Raw genomic sequence first — 21,792 nt, 5'->3', positions numbered from 1 at the left:
CTCTCAGGTCGGCTACGCATCGTCGCCTTGGTAGGCCTTTACCCCACCAACTAGCTAATGCGCCGCAGGCCCATCCATAAGTGACAGATTACTCCGTCTTTCTTTCTTCTCTCATGCGAGAGAAGAACCTATCCGGTATTAGCTACCGTTTCCGGTAGTTATCCCAGTCTTATGGGCAGGTTGCCTACGTGTTACTCACCCGTCCGCCGCTAAGCCAATGAGAAGCAAGCTTCTCATTAACTCCGCTCGACTTGCATGTATTAGGCACGCCGCCAGCGTTCGTCCTGAGCCAGGATCAAACTCTCCAATAAAGTTATTGAAAAGAGCGATAAGCTCATTTTAGAAAATGCTGACGAGAACTTATAAGTTCTCTATATTAATACTCACTCGTTGTTCAGTTTTCAAAGATCAATTCATTCCGGCGTTTTCCGACCGGATTTATAATATATCATGTTAAAACAGAATATTCAACTGGTAATATAAACCAACTCAGATGATTCAAATACTAGCTTTATCCGCTATAACATAACTCATTATAAAGCCACTCTCTTAGCGGCGGATTTATAATATATCATACTGTTCGGCATACTTCTACTTGTAAAATATTCCACAAAATTTACTATCATCATCTCAGATAGCTTTTACTCTACATATTTTAATAAGAAGTAATTTAATTAAGCACAGGCATGTCTGCCCAGCAATTTTCTAGAAGTTCCACCACTTTAAAACCTTGAAAACAGAAGGCCTCTCCCCAATCTTAACTATGCCCCCCTAATCACTAGAAGGAAACTGCGACTGTTTGTCAAATAAGATTTTATGAAATACAACACCCTTGAAAATATTTACTTCAGGTTATTCTAATGAACATAACAATCAAGACAAGAGACCCCCGATGTATTCCGTGAAATTAAATGATCCTTCTTTAATGAAACTATTATTTTCTTCAAAATGAATGATTTATATTAACCTCTATCGGTTCAAGATCTAATTATTTTAAAAAAATGGTAGTACATAATTGATTAATAAAACTAGTATTGTCTGAAAGCCTTTTAGTTCAATTCAGTATGTGTATGTGCGTTAAAGGGGGTGATAGATAATCGAATGTTTGGTAAGCGGTTACAAGGTACCATGATAAAACTCATTCATATTCTCATTGAATGAGACATCAGGAAGGGCGGATTAAATTTATATGTTTTTATGGGGCTGCCTTTTACAAACGTTTTCTTCCCCCATTTCTAAAAAAGTTATTAGATAGAGGAGGAGTTAGTTAGATGGACCGAAGGACTATTCCCATCCAAAAATCATTGTTTGTATCCTTTTTGGCATTTCTTATGATTATTTCATTAGTCATCCCCCCTTCTCCGATGTATGCAAATTCATCAGACAACCTGCCTGCTCGTCATGCAGAATATCTTAACCGAGGTTTGGTTGCAGTTCTGGTAGACAATGGTGTGTTCTTGAGCTGGAGGTATTTAAATACCGATCCTAATGATATCGCATTTAATGTTTATAAAAATGGAACTAAAGTGAACACATCCCCCATTAGTAATGTGACCAACTATGTGGACACAACAGGCTTTGACAGTTCACAGTATCAAATTTCTACAGTCATTGCAGGAAAAGAAGAAATGCAGCCTGAGGTAGTATCGGTTTGGCATAACGAATATATGCCTATTAAGCTGGATAAACCTGCTGACGGGCGGACCAAAGATGGCGAAATCTACTCATACTACGCGGGCGACGCTTCCGTAGCGGACTTGGACGGCGATGGTGAATATGAAATTGTCTTCCTTTGGAGCCCGAGCAACTCCAGGGACAATTCACAAAGCGGATATACCGGTAACGTCTATATTGACGCTATCAAACTGGACGGCACAAAACTGTGGAGGATCGACTTGGGCGTCAACATCCGCGCTGGAGCGCATTATACCCAGTTAATGGTGTATGACCTAGATGGTAATGGGAAAGCCGAAGTCGTTGTTAAGACGGCAGATGGAACAAAGGACGGACAAGGAACGGTCATCGGCGACGAAACGAAGGATTATCGCAATGAAGGCGGATATATCCTGACAGGGCCTGAATACTTAACACTCTTTAATGGTGAGACGGGAGCTGCTGTATCTACCGTTGATTATAATCCGCCAAGAGGAAATGTTGGTGATTGGGGCGACACCTATGGCAATCGTGTGGACCGGTTCCTCGGCGCCATAGCCTATTTGGACGGTGTAAAGCCAAGTGTAGTAATGAGCCGCGGTTATTATACGCGTACCGTACTTGCTGCTTATGATTTTACTGACGGAAAGCTCGTAGAGCGCTGGACATTCGACACAAATAAAGCAGGAACTCAGTATCAAGGACAGGGCAATCACAATCTAAGTGTGCTAGATGTGGATGCGGACGGCAAAGATGAAATCATGTTCGGCTCACTGGCGATTGACGATGATGGGACCTTACTCTACAGTACCCAACTTGGACATGGCGACGCCATACATGCTGGCAAACTCGATCCGAGTTTGGATGGCTACCAGGTCGTAAGTGTGCATGAAAACAGCAGTGCCGAATATGGGCTAGAGATGCGTGATGCAGCGACAGGTGACATCATTTGGGGTCAATACACAGGAAAAGATACTGGACGCGGAATGTCAGCTGATATTGACCCGAACTATCCTGGATACGAATCATGGGCATCGACCATCGTTGACGGAAAAATGGATCCATTAACTTCCGTATATTCGGCAAGCGGCGAGGTTATTTATGAACAAAGTGATGCTCCAAGAAGCACTAACTTTGCAATCTGGTGGGATGGAGATCTGCAGCGCGAACTGTTTGACCACGAGTGGAATAACAGTACAGCAAAAGGTATTCCTCTCATCTACAAATGGGACTATCAAAACAAAAAACTGAATGAAATCTTCCGGGCAACTGGCACACTGACCAATAATCATACTAAAGGGAATCCGGCGCTTCAGGCGGATATTCTAGGAGATTGGCGTGAAGAAATTTTGCTGCGGAGCGAAGACAGCTCGGAGTACCGACTCTATACCACAACTATTCCAACAGCATACCGGATACCCACACTGATGCAAGATCCCGTTTACCGACTGGGTATAGCTTGGCAAAATGTAGCTTACAATCAGCCGCCTCATACAGGTTTTTATCTTGGAGAAGAATCTACAGAGTTCCCTAAAGCTAATCTGACACTAACCGGCGGGGAATCAGCCATGGAGCCGGTCTATCATTTTGATTTTGGTACAGAAACCTCTGAGGGGAAAACTGCCGTGCAAAACACTTTATACGAACAAAAAACTGGTTTTGGCTTTATGGATACAAGTAACATTTCCGTAGGAGCAAACGAGGTTTCTGTTGCGGCAGGAACAACATTCGCCGTAGACCTAGCAAATGCCAACTATAAAGTGACACTGAGATTGGGCGGCGATGCGCAAGATTCAAAAATTGGCGTCAAATCTGAATTTGTCCAAAAGCTGGCGGTGACCAATATAAAGGCAGGACAGCCACTGGAATATTCTTATGACGTTGCGCTGGTAGATGGACAGCTCGATTTCCTCTTCACCGGTACAGCCATAGTCGTGCAGGACATCATCATTGAGAAGTATCCGGACAAAGCGCCAGGAGCAGCAACAACAATTTACATGGCCGGTGATTCAACAATGCAGTCTTACAGTGAAATGCAGGCACCGCAAGAAGGCTGGGGCCAGCAATTTAGCCAATACTTTTCAAACGGGGCAGTAATCGTGAATAACGCAATCGGCGGTAGAAGCAGCAAATCATTTATGGTTGACGGCCGTCTGGATACGATTTTGCAGCGGATTAAACCAGGGGATTTTTTCTTCATCTCCTTTGGTCATAACGATGCGAGCATAGGGATTCCGGACCGTTATGCATCGCCAGAGGATTATAAGACCTATCTAGCTCGCTATGTGAATGGCGCTAAACAGCGCGGTGCAACGCCGGTTCTGCTTACTCCTGTTGGACGCAGAGATTTTAATACCGTGACTCAGGAATTCAATGTCAGCTTCCCCGCATACGTAGAGGCTTGCATAGAAGTGGCAAAGGAGCTTGACGTGCCATTAATTGATCTAAGTAAGTTAAGCATCGCGTATTACGATCAAATTGGTAATCCAGCTACAGAGAAAGTATTCCTCTACGCTAAACCAGGGGAATATCCAAAATATCCAAACGGTGTAAATGATAACACCCATTTCAGCAGCTATGGAGCACAAAAAATTGCTGGACTAGTTGCGAAAGCGATCAAAGACATGGGGCTTAGTATCTCTTCACTAATCATAGATCCAGATATATCCGAACCAGAACCAGAACCGGAAATCCAGCGCTATGAAGAAAACTTTGAAGGGGACTCAGCCGACTACAAATATTCAATGGTAAATGCAGCAGGCATTGCAGGAACACTGGCCGGAACCATTATTGAACAGGACGGAAATAAAGTACTGTCCATTAGTGGGGGTGGCTCAGGCCACCGCGCAAAAGCGTTCCGACTATTTGATGCGGTTAACGGCGACATCGTTAATGTAAACTTTGACTGGCATTCCGGTAATGTGATTAACTACCCGTCAGAAGGGCATCTCACTGTCCAGGATTCAAACGATAACAATCTTTTTACGTTGGTTGCTAAAAACAGCAGTGAGCATATCCACTATTTTGTCGGCCCCTATACAGCTGATTATGGTACTGGCTTTACAGCTATACCTGAAGGTGGTAAGGCCACAGTGATTCCAAAGAATCAGTGGTTAAATGTAGATGCTTCTATTAATTTTGCTAATAAGACAATGGACCTGACTTTGAAAAGTCTGAAGGACTCGACTATTACACAGACCATTGAAAACATTCCCCTAAGCCCGGGTGTATATGCAGACAATGTGAGATCCATTCGTTTCCTAGGTACAAGAAAAAGTGGATCAGGTACTTTAAACTGGACTACCCAAATCGACAACATACGGATTGAAGGCACTCAGCTTCCTCCGGAACAAACCGATCAGACTGCCTTGATTGCTTTATATGATGAGATCAAATCACTGGATCTGTCATCATACACAGAATTATCGAAAGCCGTACTAAAGCGAGCTTTGACAGCTGCCGAGGCAATATTGGGTACGGAGGCCACTCAGGCTCAAATTAACCATGCGGTTAACATGCTGACTGTTGCAAGAAATTCACTGACAAGCACGCCAATCGAAAATGTAAGTGAATATAAATTTGACTTTGGTTCCGGCGATGTTGCCGATGGATACATCAAAGTAGATGCTAAAAGAGCATATATTGAAGAAAACGGCTATGGCTTTACTGATACCACACTAACCGAAGATGAAAACAGAAAAACCGGAGATGCTCTGACAGAGGATTTCATCCGGGTAAACGGCACCTCCTTTCTAGTAGAGATGGAGCCGGCTAATTACCGAGTAACAATGACCATCGGGGATGCAGAAGAATCGACCAATACAAACGTAGTTGTAGAGCAAATGACAAAGCTGCCTCTCACAACGATCTCTAAAAAAGAATTCAAAGAAATTACGTATGACATCGCTCTAATCGATGGAGTCTTCAATTTCGACTTCACTGGAAATTCACCAAAGATCAATGCGCTAAAACTTGAGCGTCTGCCTGATAATGGTGCCAGTAATAAACCAATCATTTATTTAGCGAGTGATTCCACAGTGGCAAATTACGCAGAGAGCTATCGTCCGCAAGCTGGCTGGGGAGAAACATTAGGAAGATACTTTGATCTAAATGAGGTTAGTATCGATAACCGGGCAGTCGGCGGTCTAAGTAGTAAAACTTTCCTTGTAGGTGGTTATCTCAACAATATTCTTCTGGACATTCACGAAGGCGACTATCTTTTCATGCAGTGGTCGCATAATGACTCTACGCCGTCCCGTCCAGAGCGTTATCTTACACCCGAACAGTTTAAGGTGTATTTGAAAAATTACATTAATGGTGCCAATCAAAGAGGAGCCATTCCGGTTCTGGTCACTCCTGTAAATAGACGTGATTTTACTGGAGATACTCTGAATAAGAGCTTTCCTGAATACGTGAAGGCGATGAAGGAAACGGCGCAGGAAACCGGAACGCTTCTAATTGATCTTAACCAGGCAAGCTGGGAACATTTCCAGGAGCTTGGCCCGGAAGGGACCAAATCAATTTTCATGTGGGTAGGTACAACGGAAGACAATACGCATTTACAGATGAACGGTGCGATTAAGGTATCTGAACTCGTAGCACGACTTGTTAAAAAGCTGAATATACCTTTGTCTACCTTTATCAAGCTCGAGGAAGAGTCTTCAGATAAGGAAGGACCGCATACTACGGCTACTTTGGAGGGAGATTCACATAACGGCTGGTATACTTCAGCAGTACAAGTAATATTCTCGGCTGTAAATGATCACTCCGGAGTCTCTGCGACCTACTATCAGGTCAATGGAGGAGATATAACAGAAGGTACACAAGTTACTTTAAGCGATGAAGGGAATCATGCAATAACCTACTGGAGCGTCGACCACGCTGGGAACAAAGAAGCGGAAAAAACACTAGCAGTAACAATTGATCTCGCACCACCGGTTATTGAAATACAAGGTCAACCGGAATATACGATTAATCAACAAGTGGAAATTAGCTATACTGCTACTGATACAGTCTCTGGTGTCGCAGAGCCAGGCGGCTTGTTAAAGAACGTACCCGCTTATACGTTGGATCCGGGCTTGAATCAAGTAGCTGTTACGGTATCCGACTTGGCAGGTAGAGAGCAGAGCGCCTTTTTTAACTTTGGTGTAACAGCTACCTTCCGCAGCCTAGCTGAATTAACACAAGCGTTTGCTGTAGAATCAGAAAATCCAAATGCTGAAGAGGTCGCGGTACGGATCATAAGTTACCTGGAGGAGGCTGAGCAAGCGGCAGCAGTCCATAATGGAACCAAATCACGCCAGTTACTGGAGAAATATAATAATGAAGTGATTGCTGGCCAAGATAAGACGTTTACTGCAGAACAAACAGAAGCTTTAAGCAGGTGGGCAACTTGGCTCAGCCAGATAACGCCGATCGCTAGCAGTGCACCAGGAACTCCTGAGCTATCCCATGATAACGGCTATGATACAGGTCTCATGGACGGAGATTATACCATTACAATGAACCTCTGGTGGGGTAATAATGGGACTCAATTTAAGCTGTATGAAAACGGGGTATTGATTAAAGAAGTTCCTTTATCCGATCAATCACCTTCTGCACAGTCCGTTCGGATTGACATATCCGGCAAGCAAAATGGCACGTATGTATATACGAGCGAGCTGATCAATTCACTGGGGACAACCGCAAGTACGCCTCTAACTGTTGTAGTCACAGATGCCTCCCCGGGCAAGGGTACTTTATCACATGATAACTGGGACGCAGATGGAAACTATAATATCAGCATGAATATGTGGTGGGGTACGAATGCCTCTAAATATGAGCTGTACGAGAATGGAGTTTTGGTAGACACACAAAACTTGCAGGTTCAAACGCCTCAAGCCCAATCAGCAGTTACGGCTATTACAGGAAAAGTACCGGGGATCTATAAATATGAAGCAATATTATACAATGCCGCAGGTGAAGTGAGAACGGAGGAATTAACAGTCATAGTACGTTAGAACTTCAATCCAATGTTATTAATCGTTGTATCTGCCGTAAAATGAAGAACACTAAACTAACTATTTAAATTTCTATAAGTACAATTCAAAACTCGTTATCTTCTCTAAAACAGAAGATAGCGAGTTTTTAAATCTTAGTACTATTTAGCCCATCGCGATGATCTCATCCAATCCCAAAACTTCGTAATAGCAATTTTTAATCCGATGTCTCAGCGGTCATAGATTTTTTTGATGTATATTTGGAGATTGTAGATAGCACTATGAAAGTATGACGCCATAGAAAATCTAAATAAGCCGTTTTAAAACGATCTGAAACTCCCCTTTTAGCAAACATTTAGGCATCGAATAAAGAAAAAGCATTATCTTTATCTCTTTACACTCATGCCCGTTATCCTCTTTTCTTAAATATTGGAATACTTAATGCAGCTTCTTCATCCATTATCGGTTTTGGTTTTTCAGCTAGTTTTGCAGAAGGTGATGCTAAAGACAAATTAAATTTCGGATCATCACCTAATAACTCTTTGCGGATAATATCACGTAAAATCATGCCTCTAACACCTTTAGGAAGTCGCTGAATAGCTTCCCATAGTTCACTTTCTTCCGCCTCAGGGAAATATATCGTTATTTTTTGTTTTGTTGCCATTAGCTTATTGTGCTCCTAGCGTACATATCATACCCGAGCACCTGCAAATCTTGCGGTGATTCAGGGAATAATGTCTTTCTTAAACTATTTTCTTTTAATTGGTTTTCCATCCGTTCAGAAGAACCGCCGAGGAAAACCACTTTATCAATCAAATGTCCTCTATCAATATATTTCCACTTAATGTCAGCCCAAACATTTCTCGCCTGCTTATCTAGCACATGTAGCACTTCTTCATCTTCTGCAAAGTATAGTTTCTCTTCTTGCGAATTTTTATTGATAATGGTTACGCCATGATCCAGTGCAGAATCAACATCATACTTCGTGTAATTCTTAACACCTCTAGTACGTCTGTTAATGATCTTGCCTATTTCATCATAAGCCGAACCAATACCCAAACTTGGATGTGTGTCAGCTAGTTCATTAAATACATTTCCTTTTTGCATATATACATAGTTCACAGTTTGGAAGCCAACATCTGCTACAAGAACATTTTCTTTTTTCAAAGTTGGATTTGAAGAAAGTAAATACAAATTAGCTGCGTAACCCTGTGGCATAACGATTACATCGTCAATAGATATCTTGAATTTTGATCCTCTGAACTCAATATCAAATTCTTTATCAGAGAATAGATCTACCAGTAAAGGAGCTTCGTCCTCCATAGTTTGAATAGGCAGACCGGTTACTATGTCAGTTTTAAGATCCTCACCCGATGCCTGCACAGCTAAGGGGTAAAGGAACAATATCTTATACTCTAAATCCTCAACCCTGTTACGTGTACTTGATGCAGGCACCACATTTAAGTGCACAAATTCATGTTTACCAATTATGTACTCTACGCCGTCTACGATTATGGTATCCAGCTCGCTTCTTGAGTCTAGCGCCCCTAGTGGAATTTCTGTAACGAGGGCCTGCCGCTTTAGCACCTGCTGTTCGCTATCCGTCCATTTAACATACCCAAAACCTATATCAACTGACTTTTTCATTTTCTCCTCCTTATGTATAGATACGTATCTATACTTTTGGTTTCATATTGAATTATATCAGTTATATCTTTGAATATACAGCTAAAAATTCTAATTTTTACCTTATTTAGAGTTTTAACACTGTCAAAAGTATAGTTATGTATCGTTACGTATCTATACCATGTTGTACGCTGCTGATTAACCGCTTATATAATCAAACTAGGCCGCATTAGGACTATTAACATAAGCCTCTTTTGCTTCCCTTTCTTTAAAGCTAAACTACGTATACTGGTATTCAATAAGGGAAAATAGTCGGGGGTCATCAAACAAGAAATATTTCAAGAGGCTCAGACAATAACATAGAGACTTATCGTAACGATCTGCAGGGAACAATTGTTTTCATCTTGGACGCAACTAAATATTAAATCATCCACTAGTGAAGGGGGAGTATACTGCAGTAACGAAACAGGGAGAAAAACAGTCAAAGAGCAGATCCCATATAAAAAAAGAAATCTCTAACAACACGTAGGGACAACGAAGATATAACATGTGAAAAATAATAGGAGGTCTATTCTATGAAAGGAATCGTTAATCGATTTGAAGGAGAATAAATAATTGAAATAATTAATGACATAAAAAGACATCGAGATTTATTATAGATACATCGTTAAAGTGGATGTTGTTGTTAACTTTAAGAGATAGAAACCCAACCGATTTGAAACAAAACGGCTTTAGCAAAGAATCAATCAACTCATGGAAAACGTCTGGAAAAATGGAAACAAGGAACTTACATATAATATTCTTAAATCATAGGAGCAGACTTGAAACCCTTGACTGCTCCTATTTTATCTTTATTAGACAAGATAAGTATTCTTAATTTTACAAATTCTTAAAGTATAAATCTAAAGCTTCATTAAGAATACGTGTCTTTGTACCTCGTCCACCCTCAATACTAAGCTCATCTAGGATCTTTTTTATATCGTTCTTGAACCATACAGTCTCTCTCGTGTATAATTCATCGAATTTTTCCTTTTTCTTAACTGTCCCTTTATTTTTGCTTTTACTTAAAAGTTCTCTCGCTGTGTTAGTAGTATCAATAAGTTCTGAATGGACTGCATTGCTTACTGGTCTTCTAATTTTATTTTTAAGCTGTTCCATTTTTGAATCAGACACGATTAATCAGCTCCTCTACAAATAAGCGATACTGTTTTAAACCAGCTTTTAATTCAGGGTTATTTGTAAATCCATTGATTGACAATCTCCCAATAGCAGCAGTTCGGGTCATAATCGTTTCAAAACAAAGATCCTCATATTCCTCTTCTACAAGCTCAATCAAAGCCTTATTATCTGTTCTTCTAGAATCAATTAAGGAGCGAAGAATACCAGCTATCTTTAAATTTTCGTTTGCGAGTTCCTGAACGTGTACGCAGGTTTCTAGAAACCTACCTAAAGCTGAATAACAAAATTTACTCGCTTCAAACATAGCCACTACTGCATCAGAAGCAGCTAATGCATTGATTGTTTGATCCCCTAAAGCTGGAGGTGTATCAATAATAATATAATCATAATCATCTTGAACACTTTCTAGAGTTTGCTTTAAAACGAGAGACCTATTACCTCTATAGGACCCATACAGCCAAGATGGGAAACGAGCTAGATGGTCTTCAGCACTTAAAAGATCAAGACGATCAGTTACTTTATGTATATATTTGCGAGCGTCTTGTTCTTGTAAAGCTTCAAAAACAGTTCTTTGATGGAAAACGTATATATCCTCTTGTGTCAATAATTCGGTCAAGTTCCCTTGCGAATCTAAATCAACAGCCAATACTTTCTTTCCGTATTCCGCACTTAGTATATGAGCAACTATACCAGAAGTTGTTGTTTTACTTGATCCACCTTTTTGAATGCCAAAAGAAATAACAGTTGCCACTAAATAGCCTCCCTATTTATTAAAAATTTCTGATATAAGTATAACATAATACATACGTGTACGTACACGTATACGTACACGTATGTATTAAGATTTATAGACCTTCCCACACTACATATTATTATCTACAGAATTTCATCGAATCTTTGATTCCTTCCCTCTAATTTAATTTACTTATGTTACAGCAGGAGAATAAACGGAAATACAGATTCTTATGATTCTAAAAAAGGTATTTCATGAAGAACGAGTTATATATAGCGCAACAAGAGAATGAGGGATTTGCTGAAGTAGCCTTGAATTATATGAATCTATATTAACGCATTAAAAACCAGCTTAAGTTAGCAATGAAAAAAAATAACAATCTAATTTCTACGGTAACGGACAATAAGCAAAGAGGACACTTTAAAGAAGGGGGCTTAATATGTAATGAATGGGTGGCAATAAACAAAATCGCCCAATTTATTATTAGTAAATTACTTGAAGATGAATTATCAGCCACTTCTAAGACCAGCTTTCATCAGACTAATTTATTACAGAAAGCGTTTGGCTTGTCTTTTGTATTTTCTAATAGAGCGATTAAGGGCTGAAACATGGGTTCATCATAGAAACTCTGACCGAAGATTCATGAGCATTATATGGGTCTTTTCCCCTGTTTTTTTCTTTGAATTGATGTAAAATTTAGAATTATCCAATATAATAAATTTTGTTTTATTAACCGAGAGGAACTATCATCATGAATAACATTAACGTAGAAATTACAGTAGTCGGTGAATATTCAACATATGAACAGCTTTATGCTGAGGCTGAGAAACTACCTAAAACAATACGTCTGCAATGGATCAAGGCTTTAAAAATAGTTAAGAAGAATCTCTATAATGAGAAGATTTATTTTCTTTCATCAGCTGCTTTTAGTGGTACCACAATGGGCTATTTGTTTATTACGGACACAAAGGCAATATTAGCTGAAATAAGGCCTTTTGGAAAAATAAGACCTCATGAGATAAAGTATTCAGATTACTCAGAAATCGATCATGATATTCTCAAAGCATTAGGTATGACGGCATCTTCAATTGAATTTAAAAAAAGAGGATTTCTGAGAAGTAAGAAAGTTAGAATTACTCATATTCCTCTAAATCAATTTGAAAATATTTTTAAATTCATTAAAAGGCATTTTAGTTAAATTTTTGCAATGATGAATAATCAACCCTTAATACGACTTTAGAGGACTTCCCCCTCTGAAACTTTATTAATTTTTTATGGTAGAGGGTTGCATCGTCAAAGTGATTGTCTATCCGGATTGAATAAAAGGGATATTTCTAGGTAGCATAGGATTTATTTCTTGTATGAAAGATTAGTCCTAAAAATGCGTTCTCAATTTTGCTAAGAACACCCTTTTCTCCCTCCTTCTGGCTCAATAATGCTATTTAACAGGTTATCCATAATTTTTATCGGATGGTAACTAGTTCTATTGCGTGAAATGTTTTCAATAATCCAAGCCTTTCGTGTCCAATAACGATAATCTTTAGCACCTTCATCTTGTCCGGACTTGAATTTCCAAGATTGCAATCTGCTCCTTTATTAACCACTCGGAACAGATTGTATTTGCAGTTAAACGCCGTGATATAGAAAGAGCTGCAGGGCGAAAAAGGGAAAAGGAGTAATACCTTTTATATGATAATACTGGTCCAGGAAGAGCGGACCCCCTGATGTAAGGGAATGACCGATCTCTGACGGTACAAGAAGCCCTCCTATAGCACCTTTAAGGTAACCTATGATGATAATTATGCATCGACGTAAATCTAGTTAATGATTTCAAACAGAAAGCTTAAATAGATCCTGGATTAATAAAATTACCCAAAAGACGAAAAATCCAATATCCATACCACACTTTGTTAAAGAAGACGGAAATTTTCAACGTCCTAGAATTTTACAAATACGCAAAGTTGATGGTAACGGCTTAAGATCGGAGTGATAAACATTGAGTGATAGAGTACGGGTCGAAGTCACTTTTAATGAAAAAAAACATGCAGATATCCTAGAAGCCATGAAGCAATATGGTAGCCAAGCTGGTTTCCTCAAATTTGCTGCTGTTTACTTCTTAAATGCAACAAAAAACGAAGGTTCTACTACTGCTGCTCCAGCCCCTAAACAAAGCACTCAGCAGCCTGCTATAGAAGCTACAACTGCCAAACCAGCAACAGAAAAACGCCGAAAACTCCCTCCAGGTATTGGAGGACAAGCATTTACTTCTCGTATGAAGGATTAGTTCTAGATACGAACAACGGAGGAATATTATGCTACTAAGCCAAGTGGAAAAGAAAACGATTGAATCGCTTCATACAGGAGAGAGTTATACGTTCGGTGGAGTCACAACTGGTAAAAATAAGCGCTATGAAGTACAAAAAGTTAGTGATGTTGAATATAAAGTTGCGGTTTATGACCTGTTGATTCGTTTAGATGCCGATTATGTCAAAACCCCAAAAGAAGTCATTGATTTTATAGAAACAAATTAATTAGTAAGTTTTATGGAAAAGACAGTCTGTCTAGCACTAGTTTGATAGATGATCAAGGACCTATAACTATTCATATAAGGGTGTTCTCATCATGCCGAGAACACCCTTTTAAGTTACTTAAATTCAAATGATAAAATTATTTTAAGTAACTTAAATTAAAACACAATATTTTATTTTAAGTTACCTATTTTCTTTCCAAGGAGAAACATTGTTAGAACGCAGGACAGATGCTAATATGATGTTGTTGAAACACCCTTAACTAAAACAAAATTTACATATATAGGATTTCAGGATCAATTTCATATGATTATAATATTTAAAATCATATGAAATTTAATGTTGGAAGGAGTCACTATAGTGGGGATTAATGAGGCGATAACAACAAGAGTCCGTCTTCTTTGCAAAGAAAAAGGTTGGACAATAAACGAATTGATTAGACGATCCAATGTAAAACAATCGACAGTAGCAGAGATTATGTCTGGAAGATCTAAGTATCCAACGATTATTACACTTGTAAAATTAGCAAATGGATTTGGAATCACTCTTTCGGAATTTTTTGATGATGATCTCTTTCTAAATCTAAATGATTATGATTAAAAACAAAAAATCGCTAGGTGAAAAAGTACACCGTAGCGATATCAAGAAAGTAATATACGATAGAATTAATTGAATAAAATGTTAAAGTAACTTAAATTCCTGATATTGCAATCTTTTAAGTTACTTAAATTAAAATGCTAAAATTGTTCGTAATCTCGCTGCGTTGGAACAATTACTTTGGAGAAAATGTCATTGGTTTTTGGTTACTTTCCTCCATTTGCTCAATGATGCTATTTAACATGTTATCCGTAATTTTTATCGGATAGTAACCCGCTCTATCGCGTAAAATGTTTTCAATAATCCAAGCTTTTCGTGTCCAATACTGGTAATTCTTCGCACCTTCATCTTGTCCGGACTTAAATTTTTCAGGCTGCAATTCGGCTCCTTTATTAACCACTCGGAGCAGATTGTATGTGCGCTTGCGTTCATTGCGAACCAGCTTTAGTAGTAAGGTCAAATAATAACTGTCCTTTTCCATAAGTTCCTGTGTCGGTCGTTCTGCAGCTGACAGAAACACTACTTTCTCAGCTCGTAGCGGCCTTCTCATCCCGTTTTCTTGCACCTCATCCCGGTAGACTTCCATATCACAAAATGAGCAATACAGCCCCTTACCGACGGGTTCAACAGCTGAACCACAATACCCACATGTTTGCATAATCTGGCTCCTTCCTGGCCTTTTTCTTCATCATTTATTTATAGAATCCGTTATTCTGTATGAAATGATAAGCTCAAAACCGAGGGATCCGGGAAAAAGTTCTTCACCCAGAGTCGATTAGTCAAATATAATCGGCTTCTCTTGTTGTTTTCCACTTCTACTATACTGGTTAATGAGTTCATCTAATAGCATCGATTGCTTTATTACAACCGGATGTTGAAAATCGTTATTGTATTCCTTAGCCAAGGCATTAAGCTTCTTTCTAGCTTGTTCAATACAGTCCCTGTTTTTTTCGATCAAATCAAACCCCTCCTAAGCGCATCTTACTTCATCCTTACTGTTTTAGAATTGGGTTAAGAAGTTTTCGACTATAAATTGCCTTGGAATGATGAAGCGTAGCGTAATCATCATGCAGTCCTGCCTTCCCTGATCCGCATCAAAGGCCCTTGATCTTGGCTCCGTGCGGGGTGTAAAGCGAAGGACAGGAACATAGAGCGCCTTATCCGGGATGCTTTGTTTCCCGGGTTAGGCGCTCTTGTTATCGGCCTAAGTAACCCTGCAGCGGTGCGTAGCGGCTCTTAGGTGGGTGGTCTTGCCACCTTAGAGCTGGTAGCATCAGCCCTAACATCTTTCTGTTCCTCTGAAGTCTCTGTCTTGCTTAAAATAAGCACCTCCAGCGGAAACAAGATCGTTTCCCCTGTAGAGTAGATCCCTTAAAAGTTTCCTCAAACCTCCATTTATTTAAGGCTTGGTTTAAACCAAGCCCAGGTTGAAACCAGATCCGAAAAAAGGATATACCTGGTACTATGGCTCTAAACTTTTTAAAGGCGATCATTTAGGTAACCTATATTATAATAATTAAAGTTACTCAAATGATAAGGAGTGAAACTTGTGAACGAGACTCATGATCCGCGCCCTGTTGGCCGTCCCTCTCAAGGAATTACCAAAAAAGTTTCCTTAACACTAACCAAAGAAGAGTGGACAGAAATTGAAGATTCGGGCAAGACTGTAGCTGCCTTTTTAAAAGATAAAATGAAAAAACAGCCTGATGTTACCCTAAGCCCTGAATCGAAAACGCAGCGTATTCCCATCTCCTATCCTCGTCCTCTAGCTGAAGAATGTTGGGATACTTATCTGGAGCGCACCGATGAACAACTACCATCTGACATTATAGATGCCGCGAAAGAATCAATGTTTCAAATTCTCTATCCTAACCAAGCGGAAAATGTAATTGTAGAAGTAAAAGAACAGTACATATGCCCCTTTACGGGAAAACGGTTCGGATCTATGGATAAACTCGTTAGCACTGCGATCCCCACATTAATTCAGTGGGCTACTGCAAAAATAAATCGTGAACTAGAAAGAGCTGCGAAGCGAGAAAAGGAAAAGAAGTAGTGCTTTTTATTTAAATAAGAGGGGGTCCAGGGGGAGGAATCCCCCTGGCGAAACTCAATTCGCAGGGGCAAAGCCCCTGCCTCTTTAGTTACCATTTGCTTCGTCAAAAGTCGTACCTAGTATATAATCTGTCGCCTTTTGGGCTTGTCCTGCGGCCTTTACAATTAATGTTGGATCATTTTTAAGCTTTCGGTGCCATGACTGAATATAAGCGGCGCTGTTCTCGATGGTGCTATTATCAATGCCGCATGTCGCGCAAAGCATAGCTGCTCCAATCTCGGCTATAAGTTCTTCCTTTGAATAGTTTTCATCGCCAAAGGCGGCGTATTCCTCGATGCCTGGCCGGTTTAAACGGCTCTGATGCCCACTGCTGTGTATGAGTTCATGAAATAAGGTCGAATAATACTCCTCTGCTTTTGGGTAGTCTTGTAAAGGCGGAACACTGACCCTGTCTGGAGATGGCATATAATAAGCCCGTCCTGACGCGAAGCCGATAGGCGGAGCGTCTGCATATCCGTCTACAATAGCTTCCGCTTCAGCAATAGGATCATGGTCAAAACTGACCTCCTTCCGCTTGCTTTTTATGCCCTTGCAATCCTTTATATCAAACACCCGGTAATAGCGAAGCATCGGTATTTTCTCAGCTTCTCCGGTATCCGCGTCTTCTTTTTCTAACCAGCGCCAGAAAACAACGATTTGAGACTTAGCACCTTTGACACTGCCCCCAGCTTCCGTAATCTGCTTATAAGTGGCGTACTCTCCCGGCGGCAGAAGCAGTGTATTAATCCCCCGGTAGGGCCGCTGCGATATCCAGTTTACCGCGCCACTAACGACCCACGGTCTGCGCCACGGCACCACACCCGCCGCAAGCAGTTCTAAAATCCGTTCCGTCACAATTTCATATACCGATTTCTTCATTGCCATTGTCAAAGTCTCCTTTCTGTGCCGGGAGAAACCCGGCTTAGCGGATTAATTTGCTTCTCGCTCTTCGCGAACTTCAATCGAAGAAATGACCATTTCAAAAGTTGCGAAACTCTCACTTATGACCGCATCCAATAGCTCCTGAATCTTGTTCGTGATCAGGTGATATTCATTCACTCTCACCGTCCAAATGCAGTAATAGATCGGCTTTCTTTCATCTACTTTTCTGAGCATCCCTGCCCACTCACGGACTCTAGCGGGCGAAAGAGTAGCCACCATTTCCCTGTACTCGTCCATCGTGAGAAAATGTATTTTCACAGGCTGTTCGTTAAATACAAACACCGCTTTTTTATAAATGCCATGACACACCGTAAGTGCCGCTACTATTTTGGGTTTATGAGTTTTCATTTCATTACCTCCTGCTCCTGGATCTAAAGTGTAGGTATGGCAGCAACCTTAGTGGTTGCTGCCACCTGGGTTTTACTTACGGTCATTGTATTTATTCGTAGACCACTGAAGCAGGAATGTAATCGACTGAAGGAAAATTGAAAACAAAATGAGAATCAAAAGTAACATTTCCATTAGACTTGTCCTCCCTTTAACAAACTGGAATTTTGTGTTAATATGGGAGAGTAAGGGTTGTCAAAACCCCTTACTCTTGTTTCTTTACGGCTAGTTATTTAGGTTTCTTGGGCTTCGACCGCTGTGAACGGTCGGAGCCCTTTCCTTTATTTCTAGCCGTAAGCCATTCGATGAATGCCTTCACAACGCCGAGAAACTGTACAATTACTTGTAAGAATGCCGCTATCACGGCAAGCAGGACAATGGTTTCATTTTGCATTTCCTCACCTCCTTTCTGTTTTAAGGTTTTAGGTGTCAAAAGAGATTTTTTAGGACGTTGCCTGCCGCATGGCTGGCTTCCCCAAAGGGGAATTTTTTTCCCTTTTGACGCATGCTTGGGAACCCGTGCAATGGCATACGGTCAAGGGATCAGCACACCAAAGTTTTTCTTCCGCTTCTTCTTTTCCAAATAGGAAGAAAAAGTTTTGTTGCCCCTTGACCGTATGCCCGCCTACTTGGTTTCCGGGAGGTTGAGGGGCGAAGCCGGAGGCTCGGCCTCCCGGAAACTTAGTAGGCTTTGCAGCGGGTTACCATGCGGAAGGCAAAAGGGAGAAAAATCTTTCCAATAAAAAAGAACCGGCGTATGCCGGTTCTCTCCTTTTCCTGCTCTCCTTCACAGGTGATGCTTAATAATCCCTTGCATGATGATGAAGCGAAGCGGAATCATGATGCTATCTTTTTGCATGAGCTGCTTGATGGGAGCGAAGCAACGCGGAGTGGACATGATGCAGCCATGCCATCCCTGATTTCCCATCTAAACGCCCTTGGTCCTTAAGCTCCGTGCGGGGTGTAAAGCGAGGGACAGGAACATAGAGCGCCTTATCCGGGGCGCTCTAGTTATCGGACCAAGTAACCCCGCAGCGGTGCGTAGCGGCTCTTAGGTGGCCGATCTTGCCGCCTTAGAGCTGGTAGCATCAGCCCTAATGTCTAAATCTCTTCTATTTGACTCTTTTCACCACTTCGTATTAGCACTTCAGTTGTAACAAGATCGATCCTCTTTGATAAAGCTAAAAGCCCATTTCTCAAGATCGCCCTGTCGGTTATTTGCCACAGGCAAAACTAAGACCAAGACCCATTCCTGCATCGGACTCCCAAATCTAAATGATTATTTCCTCCCAAAAATATCATCTTTATCAGCTAAAGCAGATATAGCATTTCTAGTAATTCTAGCTATTTCATCATTTTTTTCATTTCGAACCACAGAAGATAATAAAAGACATACAACTCTTTCTGGAGATACATCACTTAATCTTTTTATGTGATCTTCAAAAAATTCTTTAGAACCAAATTCAATACTCATTTTTTCTTTCCTCCTTGGATTTAATTTTGCACCTATGGTACTGAATTTGATTAATTTGATCATACACCGCATATAAAACTCTCAAATGGCCGTATAACGCATTTTATGTTTTTCTGTTAATTGGATACTTTGTTTTTCAAAAACCTTTACAGGGTAGGATTCTGCCTCACTATGATTACAGCAAGGCGACTAAATTCTAAGGGTATTAAATTTCCTCTAAGGCTCTCTCCATTTGATCCTCATTGGCTTTCACAGACTCACTATCAACTGCATCTGCACCTCTATAGGTATATTTCGAATTCTGCCAAAAATCAAATGCGAAACTAGGCATTGGTTCATTTTTATCCTCATAACTCGATACAATAACACTAGACTTGAATATATTGGTGAGCATATACTCAGCATCTGTTATGTCTTTTAAATATTCTTTGTTTTTAAATGCACTTATAATTTCATTCTCAAAAGCAGTGAGCTCCTCTTCTGAGGGAATATAATTATTAACTAATTCAAGCTCTACTTGGTCGAATTTCTCTGTTTCACTTTGATCAGAGTTAGCTATTTCTTTAATTTTAGTTCTCCAATCAATAGTTTTAGTTTCCTCTTCAACTTCTGTTCCTGATGGCTCTGCTTCAATTTCATCTTTTGGTGCTGGTTCTACACTTGGCTTATTAACCTCTTCAGATTTAGTTTGAGTATTTGTTGTAGTTGGGACTGTTTTAGTCTCAGCTAATTGCTTTTCTTGGTCTTCCGTTGGAATTAAAAAAAATAAAATTATTAAAATACTCCAAATGATTGCTGCCACTTTTGGCGCTTTACCTAATTTCCTCCAAGAGATAATCACCATAATAAAAGGTATACAAATCCAACCCAAAATTCTTAGAAACTTCATCTCCACTACGCCCCTATGAAATATTTTCCAGACAATTAATTATATAGGAGATTTGGTCCATTGTCGTTGCCTTTTTATACGGATTGATTGTTTACTATAGGTATAATTGGAACTACCTACTTTAGAGTTAATTTTCTTTTATTTTTGTATCAATTGTAAGGCCATCTTTAATTTCAACAAAAAAGCTATTGAGAAAAAAAAGACTGCAGGCAAACTAGTCTAAGCTAGTTTGCCTGCAGTCTGAAGCACCTTAACAGATGCTTTAATTTATCTAATACCCAATAACATTGTAACGTGAAAATACATGTATCCAAACACCAAACTGGTTACGATCATGTAAATCATCTGAAATCGTGAACTCTTAAAACTATTGATAAGACTCCACATAAATATGACGCCTACAAGAAAATAAACTATGTTCATATCCAATTGTGACCCTCCGTTTGTTTATTATTGAACAAAATAAAACTTTCTCATCTATGTTCTCCCAAAGATGTCATTATGTAGAACCGACCAGTAGCTACGAAAACGTAATACTACTAGTTAATAATATTAATGTCTAGTATAAAATATGGAAATATTAATCTGACTTTATAGAAGGTTTAAGTATTCCCTGATTTGTGCAGTTTCTACATTCAAACCTCTTCTTCTAATACATTATCATTCAACAAATGTTCCTTCTTTTTAAAAGGGTAGTTCTATTTGTATAACCACAAGTGGTTTATATAAATAGAACTACATGTGGTTTTTCATAATTCCTCGATGAAAAGAACCGGCGATGCCGGTTATCTCCTTTCCTTGTTCTCCTTCCTTGATTATGCTTAATAATCCCTTGCATGATGATGAAGCAAAGCGGAATCATGATGCTATCTTTTTGCATGAGCTGCTTGATGGGAGCAAAGCAACGCGGAGCGGACATGATGCAGCCATGCCATCCCTGATTTCGCATCAAAGCGCCCTTGGTCCTTAGCTCCGTGCGGGGTGTAAAGCGAGGGACAGGAACATAGAGCGCCTTATCCGGGATGCTTTACCCCGGTTAGGCGCTCTAGTTATCGGCCCAAGTAACCCCGCAGCGGTGCGTATCGGATCTTAGGTGGCCGATCTTGCCGCCTTAGAGCTGGTAGCATCAGCACGAGCGTTCTATCTCCCTTTCACTCTTCTTTACTTAATAAGTACCACCAGCTACCACACAATCGATTACCCTGCAGAAGATAAAAGCCCATTACTCCAAATAATCCTTTTAATTTATCCTTTCATTTGGTTGCAACCAAATGAAAGAAAAAAAGATGCACCCATCATTCAGGTGCACCCACGTTTTGAAACTAATATGTACGATCTTCAACCAGATCAATGCTTTAACTTTCCAAGGGAACGATATATACATCTATTCAAAGTAATTCCTAGTATTGGGTAAATGTATTTTTAGCCGTTTTCCCAATAATATTTGTGCCGATTCCGTCTACCGCTCCTCCGATTATACCGCCTAACACCGGAACAGCTTTGCCTAAATTTATAACGCCTTTTTCCCCAAACTTGGTTAGTAATCTAGCTCCTACTTTTTTGTTTATCGCCTTTATCACTTCGTTTGGAATCTTTCGGTATAGGGTCTGCACCTATGCCATATTGAATTGTAGATAAATGCAGTTCATCTTCCTTCACAAACCAAGTATTTGCAAATTCTTTAATTACCTTATTACATTTCCGCTAAAGCTTA

21 protein-coding genes and 1 rRNA gene are annotated in these 21,792 nt (G+C 40.0%); 9 read left to right on the top strand and 13 right to left on the bottom strand.

Annotated features, from left to right (window positions below; translation table 11 throughout):
* Positions 1–311: ribosomal RNA gene (locus tag KJS58_RS23975) — 16S ribosomal RNA — on the bottom strand; the annotation flags it as partial.
* A 960-nt stretch (positions 312–1,271) separates the two neighbouring features.
* Here KJS58_RS23975 and KJS58_RS23970 point away from each other — a divergent pair.
* Positions 1,272–7,652 carry a rhamnogalacturonan lyase family protein gene (locus KJS58_RS23970; RefSeq protein WP_213536120.1) on the top strand — a complete coding sequence of 2,127 codons (6,381 nt, stop codon included), beginning with the start codon at positions 1,272–1,274 and terminating at the stop codon, positions 7,650–7,652.
* 388 nt (positions 7,653–8,040) lie between these two features.
* Here KJS58_RS23970 and KJS58_RS23965 read toward each other — a convergent pair whose 3' ends face one another.
* The 4 genes from KJS58_RS23965 to KJS58_RS23950 form a co-directional block, all read right to left on the bottom strand.
* Complete coding sequence (locus KJS58_RS23965) at positions 8,041–8,295, bottom strand: hypothetical protein (protein WP_213536118.1); 255 nt, start codon at positions 8,293–8,295, stop codon at positions 8,041–8,043.
* Entirely contained in the window at positions 8,295–9,278 is a 984-nt protein-coding gene (locus KJS58_RS23960) for a ParM/StbA family protein (RefSeq protein WP_213536116.1), read from the bottom strand. The genes KJS58_RS23965 and KJS58_RS23960 overlap by 1 nt, the downstream gene beginning before the upstream one ends.
* A gap of 858 nt (positions 9,279–10,136) precedes the next feature.
* Positions 10,137–10,430 (bottom strand): hypothetical protein, encoded by a 294-nt coding sequence (locus KJS58_RS23955; RefSeq protein WP_249717884.1) that lies wholly within the window; start codon positions 10,428–10,430, stop codon positions 10,137–10,139.
* Positions 10,423–11,187, bottom strand: a complete 765-nt coding sequence (locus KJS58_RS23950) for a ParA family protein (protein ID WP_191805195.1) — start codon at positions 11,185–11,187, stop codon at positions 10,423–10,425. The genes KJS58_RS23955 and KJS58_RS23950 overlap by 8 nt, the downstream gene beginning before the upstream one ends.
* Before the next feature lie 344 nt (positions 11,188–11,531).
* Here KJS58_RS23950 and KJS58_RS23945 point away from each other — a divergent pair, with 344 nt between their 5' ends.
* The 5 genes from KJS58_RS23945 (at position 11,532) to KJS58_RS23925 (ending at position 14,297) form a co-directional block, all read left to right on the top strand.
* On the top strand, positions 11,532–11,774 hold the full coding sequence (locus KJS58_RS23945) for a hypothetical protein (protein WP_213536114.1): 243 nt from the start codon (positions 11,532–11,534) through the stop codon (positions 11,772–11,774).
* 146 nt (positions 11,775–11,920) lie between these two features.
* On the top strand, positions 11,921–12,367 hold the full coding sequence (locus KJS58_RS23940) for a PH domain-containing protein (protein ID WP_213536112.1): 447 nt from the start codon (positions 11,921–11,923) through the stop codon (positions 12,365–12,367).
* 798 nt (positions 12,368–13,165) lie between these two features.
* A complete protein-coding gene (locus tag KJS58_RS23935) occupies positions 13,166–13,453 on the top strand; it encodes a hypothetical protein (protein ID WP_213536110.1) in 288 nt (95 codons plus the stop codon).
* A gap of 28 nt (positions 13,454–13,481) precedes the next feature.
* Positions 13,482–13,700 (top strand): hypothetical protein, encoded by a 219-nt coding sequence (locus tag KJS58_RS23930; protein WP_191805188.1) that lies wholly within the window; start codon positions 13,482–13,484, stop codon positions 13,698–13,700.
* A gap of 357 nt (positions 13,701–14,057) precedes the next feature.
* A complete protein-coding gene (locus KJS58_RS23925) occupies positions 14,058–14,297 on the top strand; it encodes a helix-turn-helix domain-containing protein (protein WP_213536108.1) in 240 nt (79 codons plus the stop codon).
* Positions 14,298–14,469: 172 nt separating this feature from the next.
* On the opposite strand, the gene KJS58_RS23920 is transcribed toward KJS58_RS23925, so the two are convergent.
* Positions 14,470–14,952: a hypothetical protein gene (locus KJS58_RS23920; protein ID WP_213536107.1), complete on the bottom strand. Its 483-nt coding sequence runs from the start codon at positions 14,950–14,952 to the stop codon at positions 14,470–14,472.
* A gap of 117 nt (positions 14,953–15,069) precedes the next feature.
* Entirely contained in the window at positions 15,070–15,252 is a 183-nt protein-coding gene (locus KJS58_RS23915) for an aspartyl-phosphate phosphatase Spo0E family protein (protein WP_213536105.1), read from the bottom strand.
* Between the two features lie 591 nt (positions 15,253–15,843).
* Here KJS58_RS23915 and KJS58_RS23910 point away from each other — a divergent pair.
* Positions 15,844–16,347: a hypothetical protein gene (locus tag KJS58_RS23910; RefSeq protein ID WP_213536103.1), complete on the top strand. Its 504-nt coding sequence runs from the start codon at positions 15,844–15,846 to the stop codon at positions 16,345–16,347.
* A gap of 84 nt (positions 16,348–16,431) precedes the next feature.
* Here the strand turns inward: KJS58_RS23910 and KJS58_RS23905 are convergent, their stop codons facing one another.
* The 3 genes from KJS58_RS23905 to KJS58_RS23895 all read right to left on the bottom strand — a co-directional run bounded on the left by KJS58_RS23905 (position 16,432) and on the right by KJS58_RS23895 (position 18,109).
* Positions 16,432–17,271 (bottom strand): ArdC family protein, encoded by an 840-nt coding sequence (locus tag KJS58_RS23905; RefSeq protein ID WP_306433116.1) that lies wholly within the window; start codon positions 17,269–17,271, stop codon positions 16,432–16,434.
* Between the two features lie 45 nt (positions 17,272–17,316).
* Complete coding sequence (locus KJS58_RS23900; protein ID WP_213536101.1) at positions 17,317–17,676, bottom strand: hypothetical protein; 360 nt, start codon at positions 17,674–17,676, stop codon at positions 17,317–17,319.
* Between the two features lie 268 nt (positions 17,677–17,944).
* Entirely contained in the window at positions 17,945–18,109 is a 165-nt protein-coding gene (locus KJS58_RS23895; RefSeq protein ID WP_160037244.1) for a hypothetical protein, read from the bottom strand.
* 402 nt (positions 18,110–18,511) lie between these two features.
* Here KJS58_RS23895 and KJS58_RS23890 point away from each other — a divergent pair, with 402 nt between their 5' ends.
* Positions 18,512–18,664: a hypothetical protein gene (locus KJS58_RS23890; RefSeq protein ID WP_213536099.1), complete on the top strand. Its 153-nt coding sequence runs from the start codon at positions 18,512–18,514 to the stop codon at positions 18,662–18,664.
* Between the two features lie 330 nt (positions 18,665–18,994).
* Here KJS58_RS23890 and KJS58_RS23885 read toward each other — a convergent pair whose 3' ends face one another.
* Together KJS58_RS23885 and KJS58_RS23880 are read right to left on the bottom strand one after the other, a co-directional pair.
* Positions 18,995–19,189, bottom strand: a complete 195-nt coding sequence (locus KJS58_RS23885; protein WP_160037186.1) for a hypothetical protein — start codon at positions 19,187–19,189, stop codon at positions 18,995–18,997.
* 205 nt (positions 19,190–19,394) lie between these two features.
* On the bottom strand, positions 19,395–20,078 hold the full coding sequence (locus KJS58_RS23880) for a hypothetical protein (RefSeq protein ID WP_191805028.1): 684 nt from the start codon (positions 20,076–20,078) through the stop codon (positions 19,395–19,397).
* An 817-nt stretch (positions 20,079–20,895) separates the two neighbouring features.
* Between KJS58_RS23880 and KJS58_RS23875 the strand changes: the two genes are divergently transcribed.
* Positions 20,896–21,048: a hypothetical protein gene (locus KJS58_RS23875; RefSeq protein WP_213536097.1), complete on the top strand. Its 153-nt coding sequence runs from the start codon at positions 20,896–20,898 to the stop codon at positions 21,046–21,048.
* Positions 21,049–21,478: 430 nt separating this feature from the next.
* Here KJS58_RS23875 and KJS58_RS23870 read toward each other — a convergent pair whose 3' ends face one another.
* On the bottom strand, positions 21,479–21,691 hold the full coding sequence (locus KJS58_RS23870; RefSeq protein ID WP_225229568.1) for a hypothetical protein: 213 nt from the start codon (positions 21,689–21,691) through the stop codon (positions 21,479–21,481).
* Positions 21,692–21,792: the final 101 nt, after the last annotated feature.

The sequence above is a fragment of the Paenibacillus sp. J45TS6 genome, from assembly GCF_018403285.1.
In the GTDB taxonomy this organism is placed as follows: domain Bacteria; phylum Bacillota; class Bacilli; order Paenibacillales; family Paenibacillaceae; genus Paenibacillus.
The sequence above is the reverse complement of the archived record's forward strand: the minus strand, read 5'-3'. Positions and strand labels throughout refer to the sequence as shown.

Coding starts and splice junctions, on each gene's coding strand:
- KJS58_RS23945 (WP_213536114.1), top strand. CDS start 11,532: ATGAAAAAAAATAACAATCTAATTTCTACGGTAACGGACAATAAGCAA.
- KJS58_RS23875 (WP_213536097.1), top strand. CDS start 20,896: ATGCTTAATAATCCCTTGCATGATGATGAAGCAAAGCGGAATCATGAT.
- KJS58_RS23880 (WP_191805028.1), bottom strand. CDS start 20,078: ATGAAGTTTCTAAGAATTTTGGGTTGGATTTGTATACCTTTTATTATG.
- KJS58_RS23905 (WP_306433116.1), bottom strand. CDS start 17,271: ATGGCAATGAAGAAATCGGTATATGAAATTGTGACGGAACGGATTTTA.
- KJS58_RS23895 (WP_160037244.1), bottom strand. CDS start 18,109: ATGCAAAATGAAACCATTGTCCTGCTTGCCGTGATAGCGGCATTCTTA.
- KJS58_RS23930 (WP_191805188.1), top strand. CDS start 13,482: ATGCTACTAAGCCAAGTGGAAAAGAAAACGATTGAATCGCTTCATACA.
- KJS58_RS23940 (WP_213536112.1), top strand. CDS start 11,921: ATGAATAACATTAACGTAGAAATTACAGTAGTCGGTGAATATTCAACA.
- KJS58_RS23900 (WP_213536101.1), bottom strand. CDS start 17,676: ATGAAAACTCATAAACCCAAAATAGTAGCGGCACTTACGGTGTGTCAT.
- KJS58_RS23965 (WP_213536118.1), bottom strand. CDS start 8,295: ATGGCAACAAAACAAAAAATAACGATATATTTCCCTGAGGCGGAAGAA.
- KJS58_RS23920 (WP_213536107.1), bottom strand. CDS start 14,952: ATGCAAACATGTGGGTATTGTGGTTCAGCTGTTGAACCCGTCGGTAAG.
- KJS58_RS23890 (WP_213536099.1), top strand. CDS start 18,512: ATGCTTAATAATCCCTTGCATGATGATGAAGCGAAGCGGAATCATGAT.
- KJS58_RS23970 (WP_213536120.1), top strand. CDS start 1,272: ATGGACCGAAGGACTATTCCCATCCAAAAATCATTGTTTGTATCCTTT.
- KJS58_RS23885 (WP_160037186.1), bottom strand. CDS start 19,189: ATGAGTATTGAATTTGGTTCTAAAGAATTTTTTGAAGATCACATAAAA.
- KJS58_RS23960 (WP_213536116.1), bottom strand. CDS start 9,278: ATGAAAAAGTCAGTTGATATAGGTTTTGGGTATGTTAAATGGACGGAT.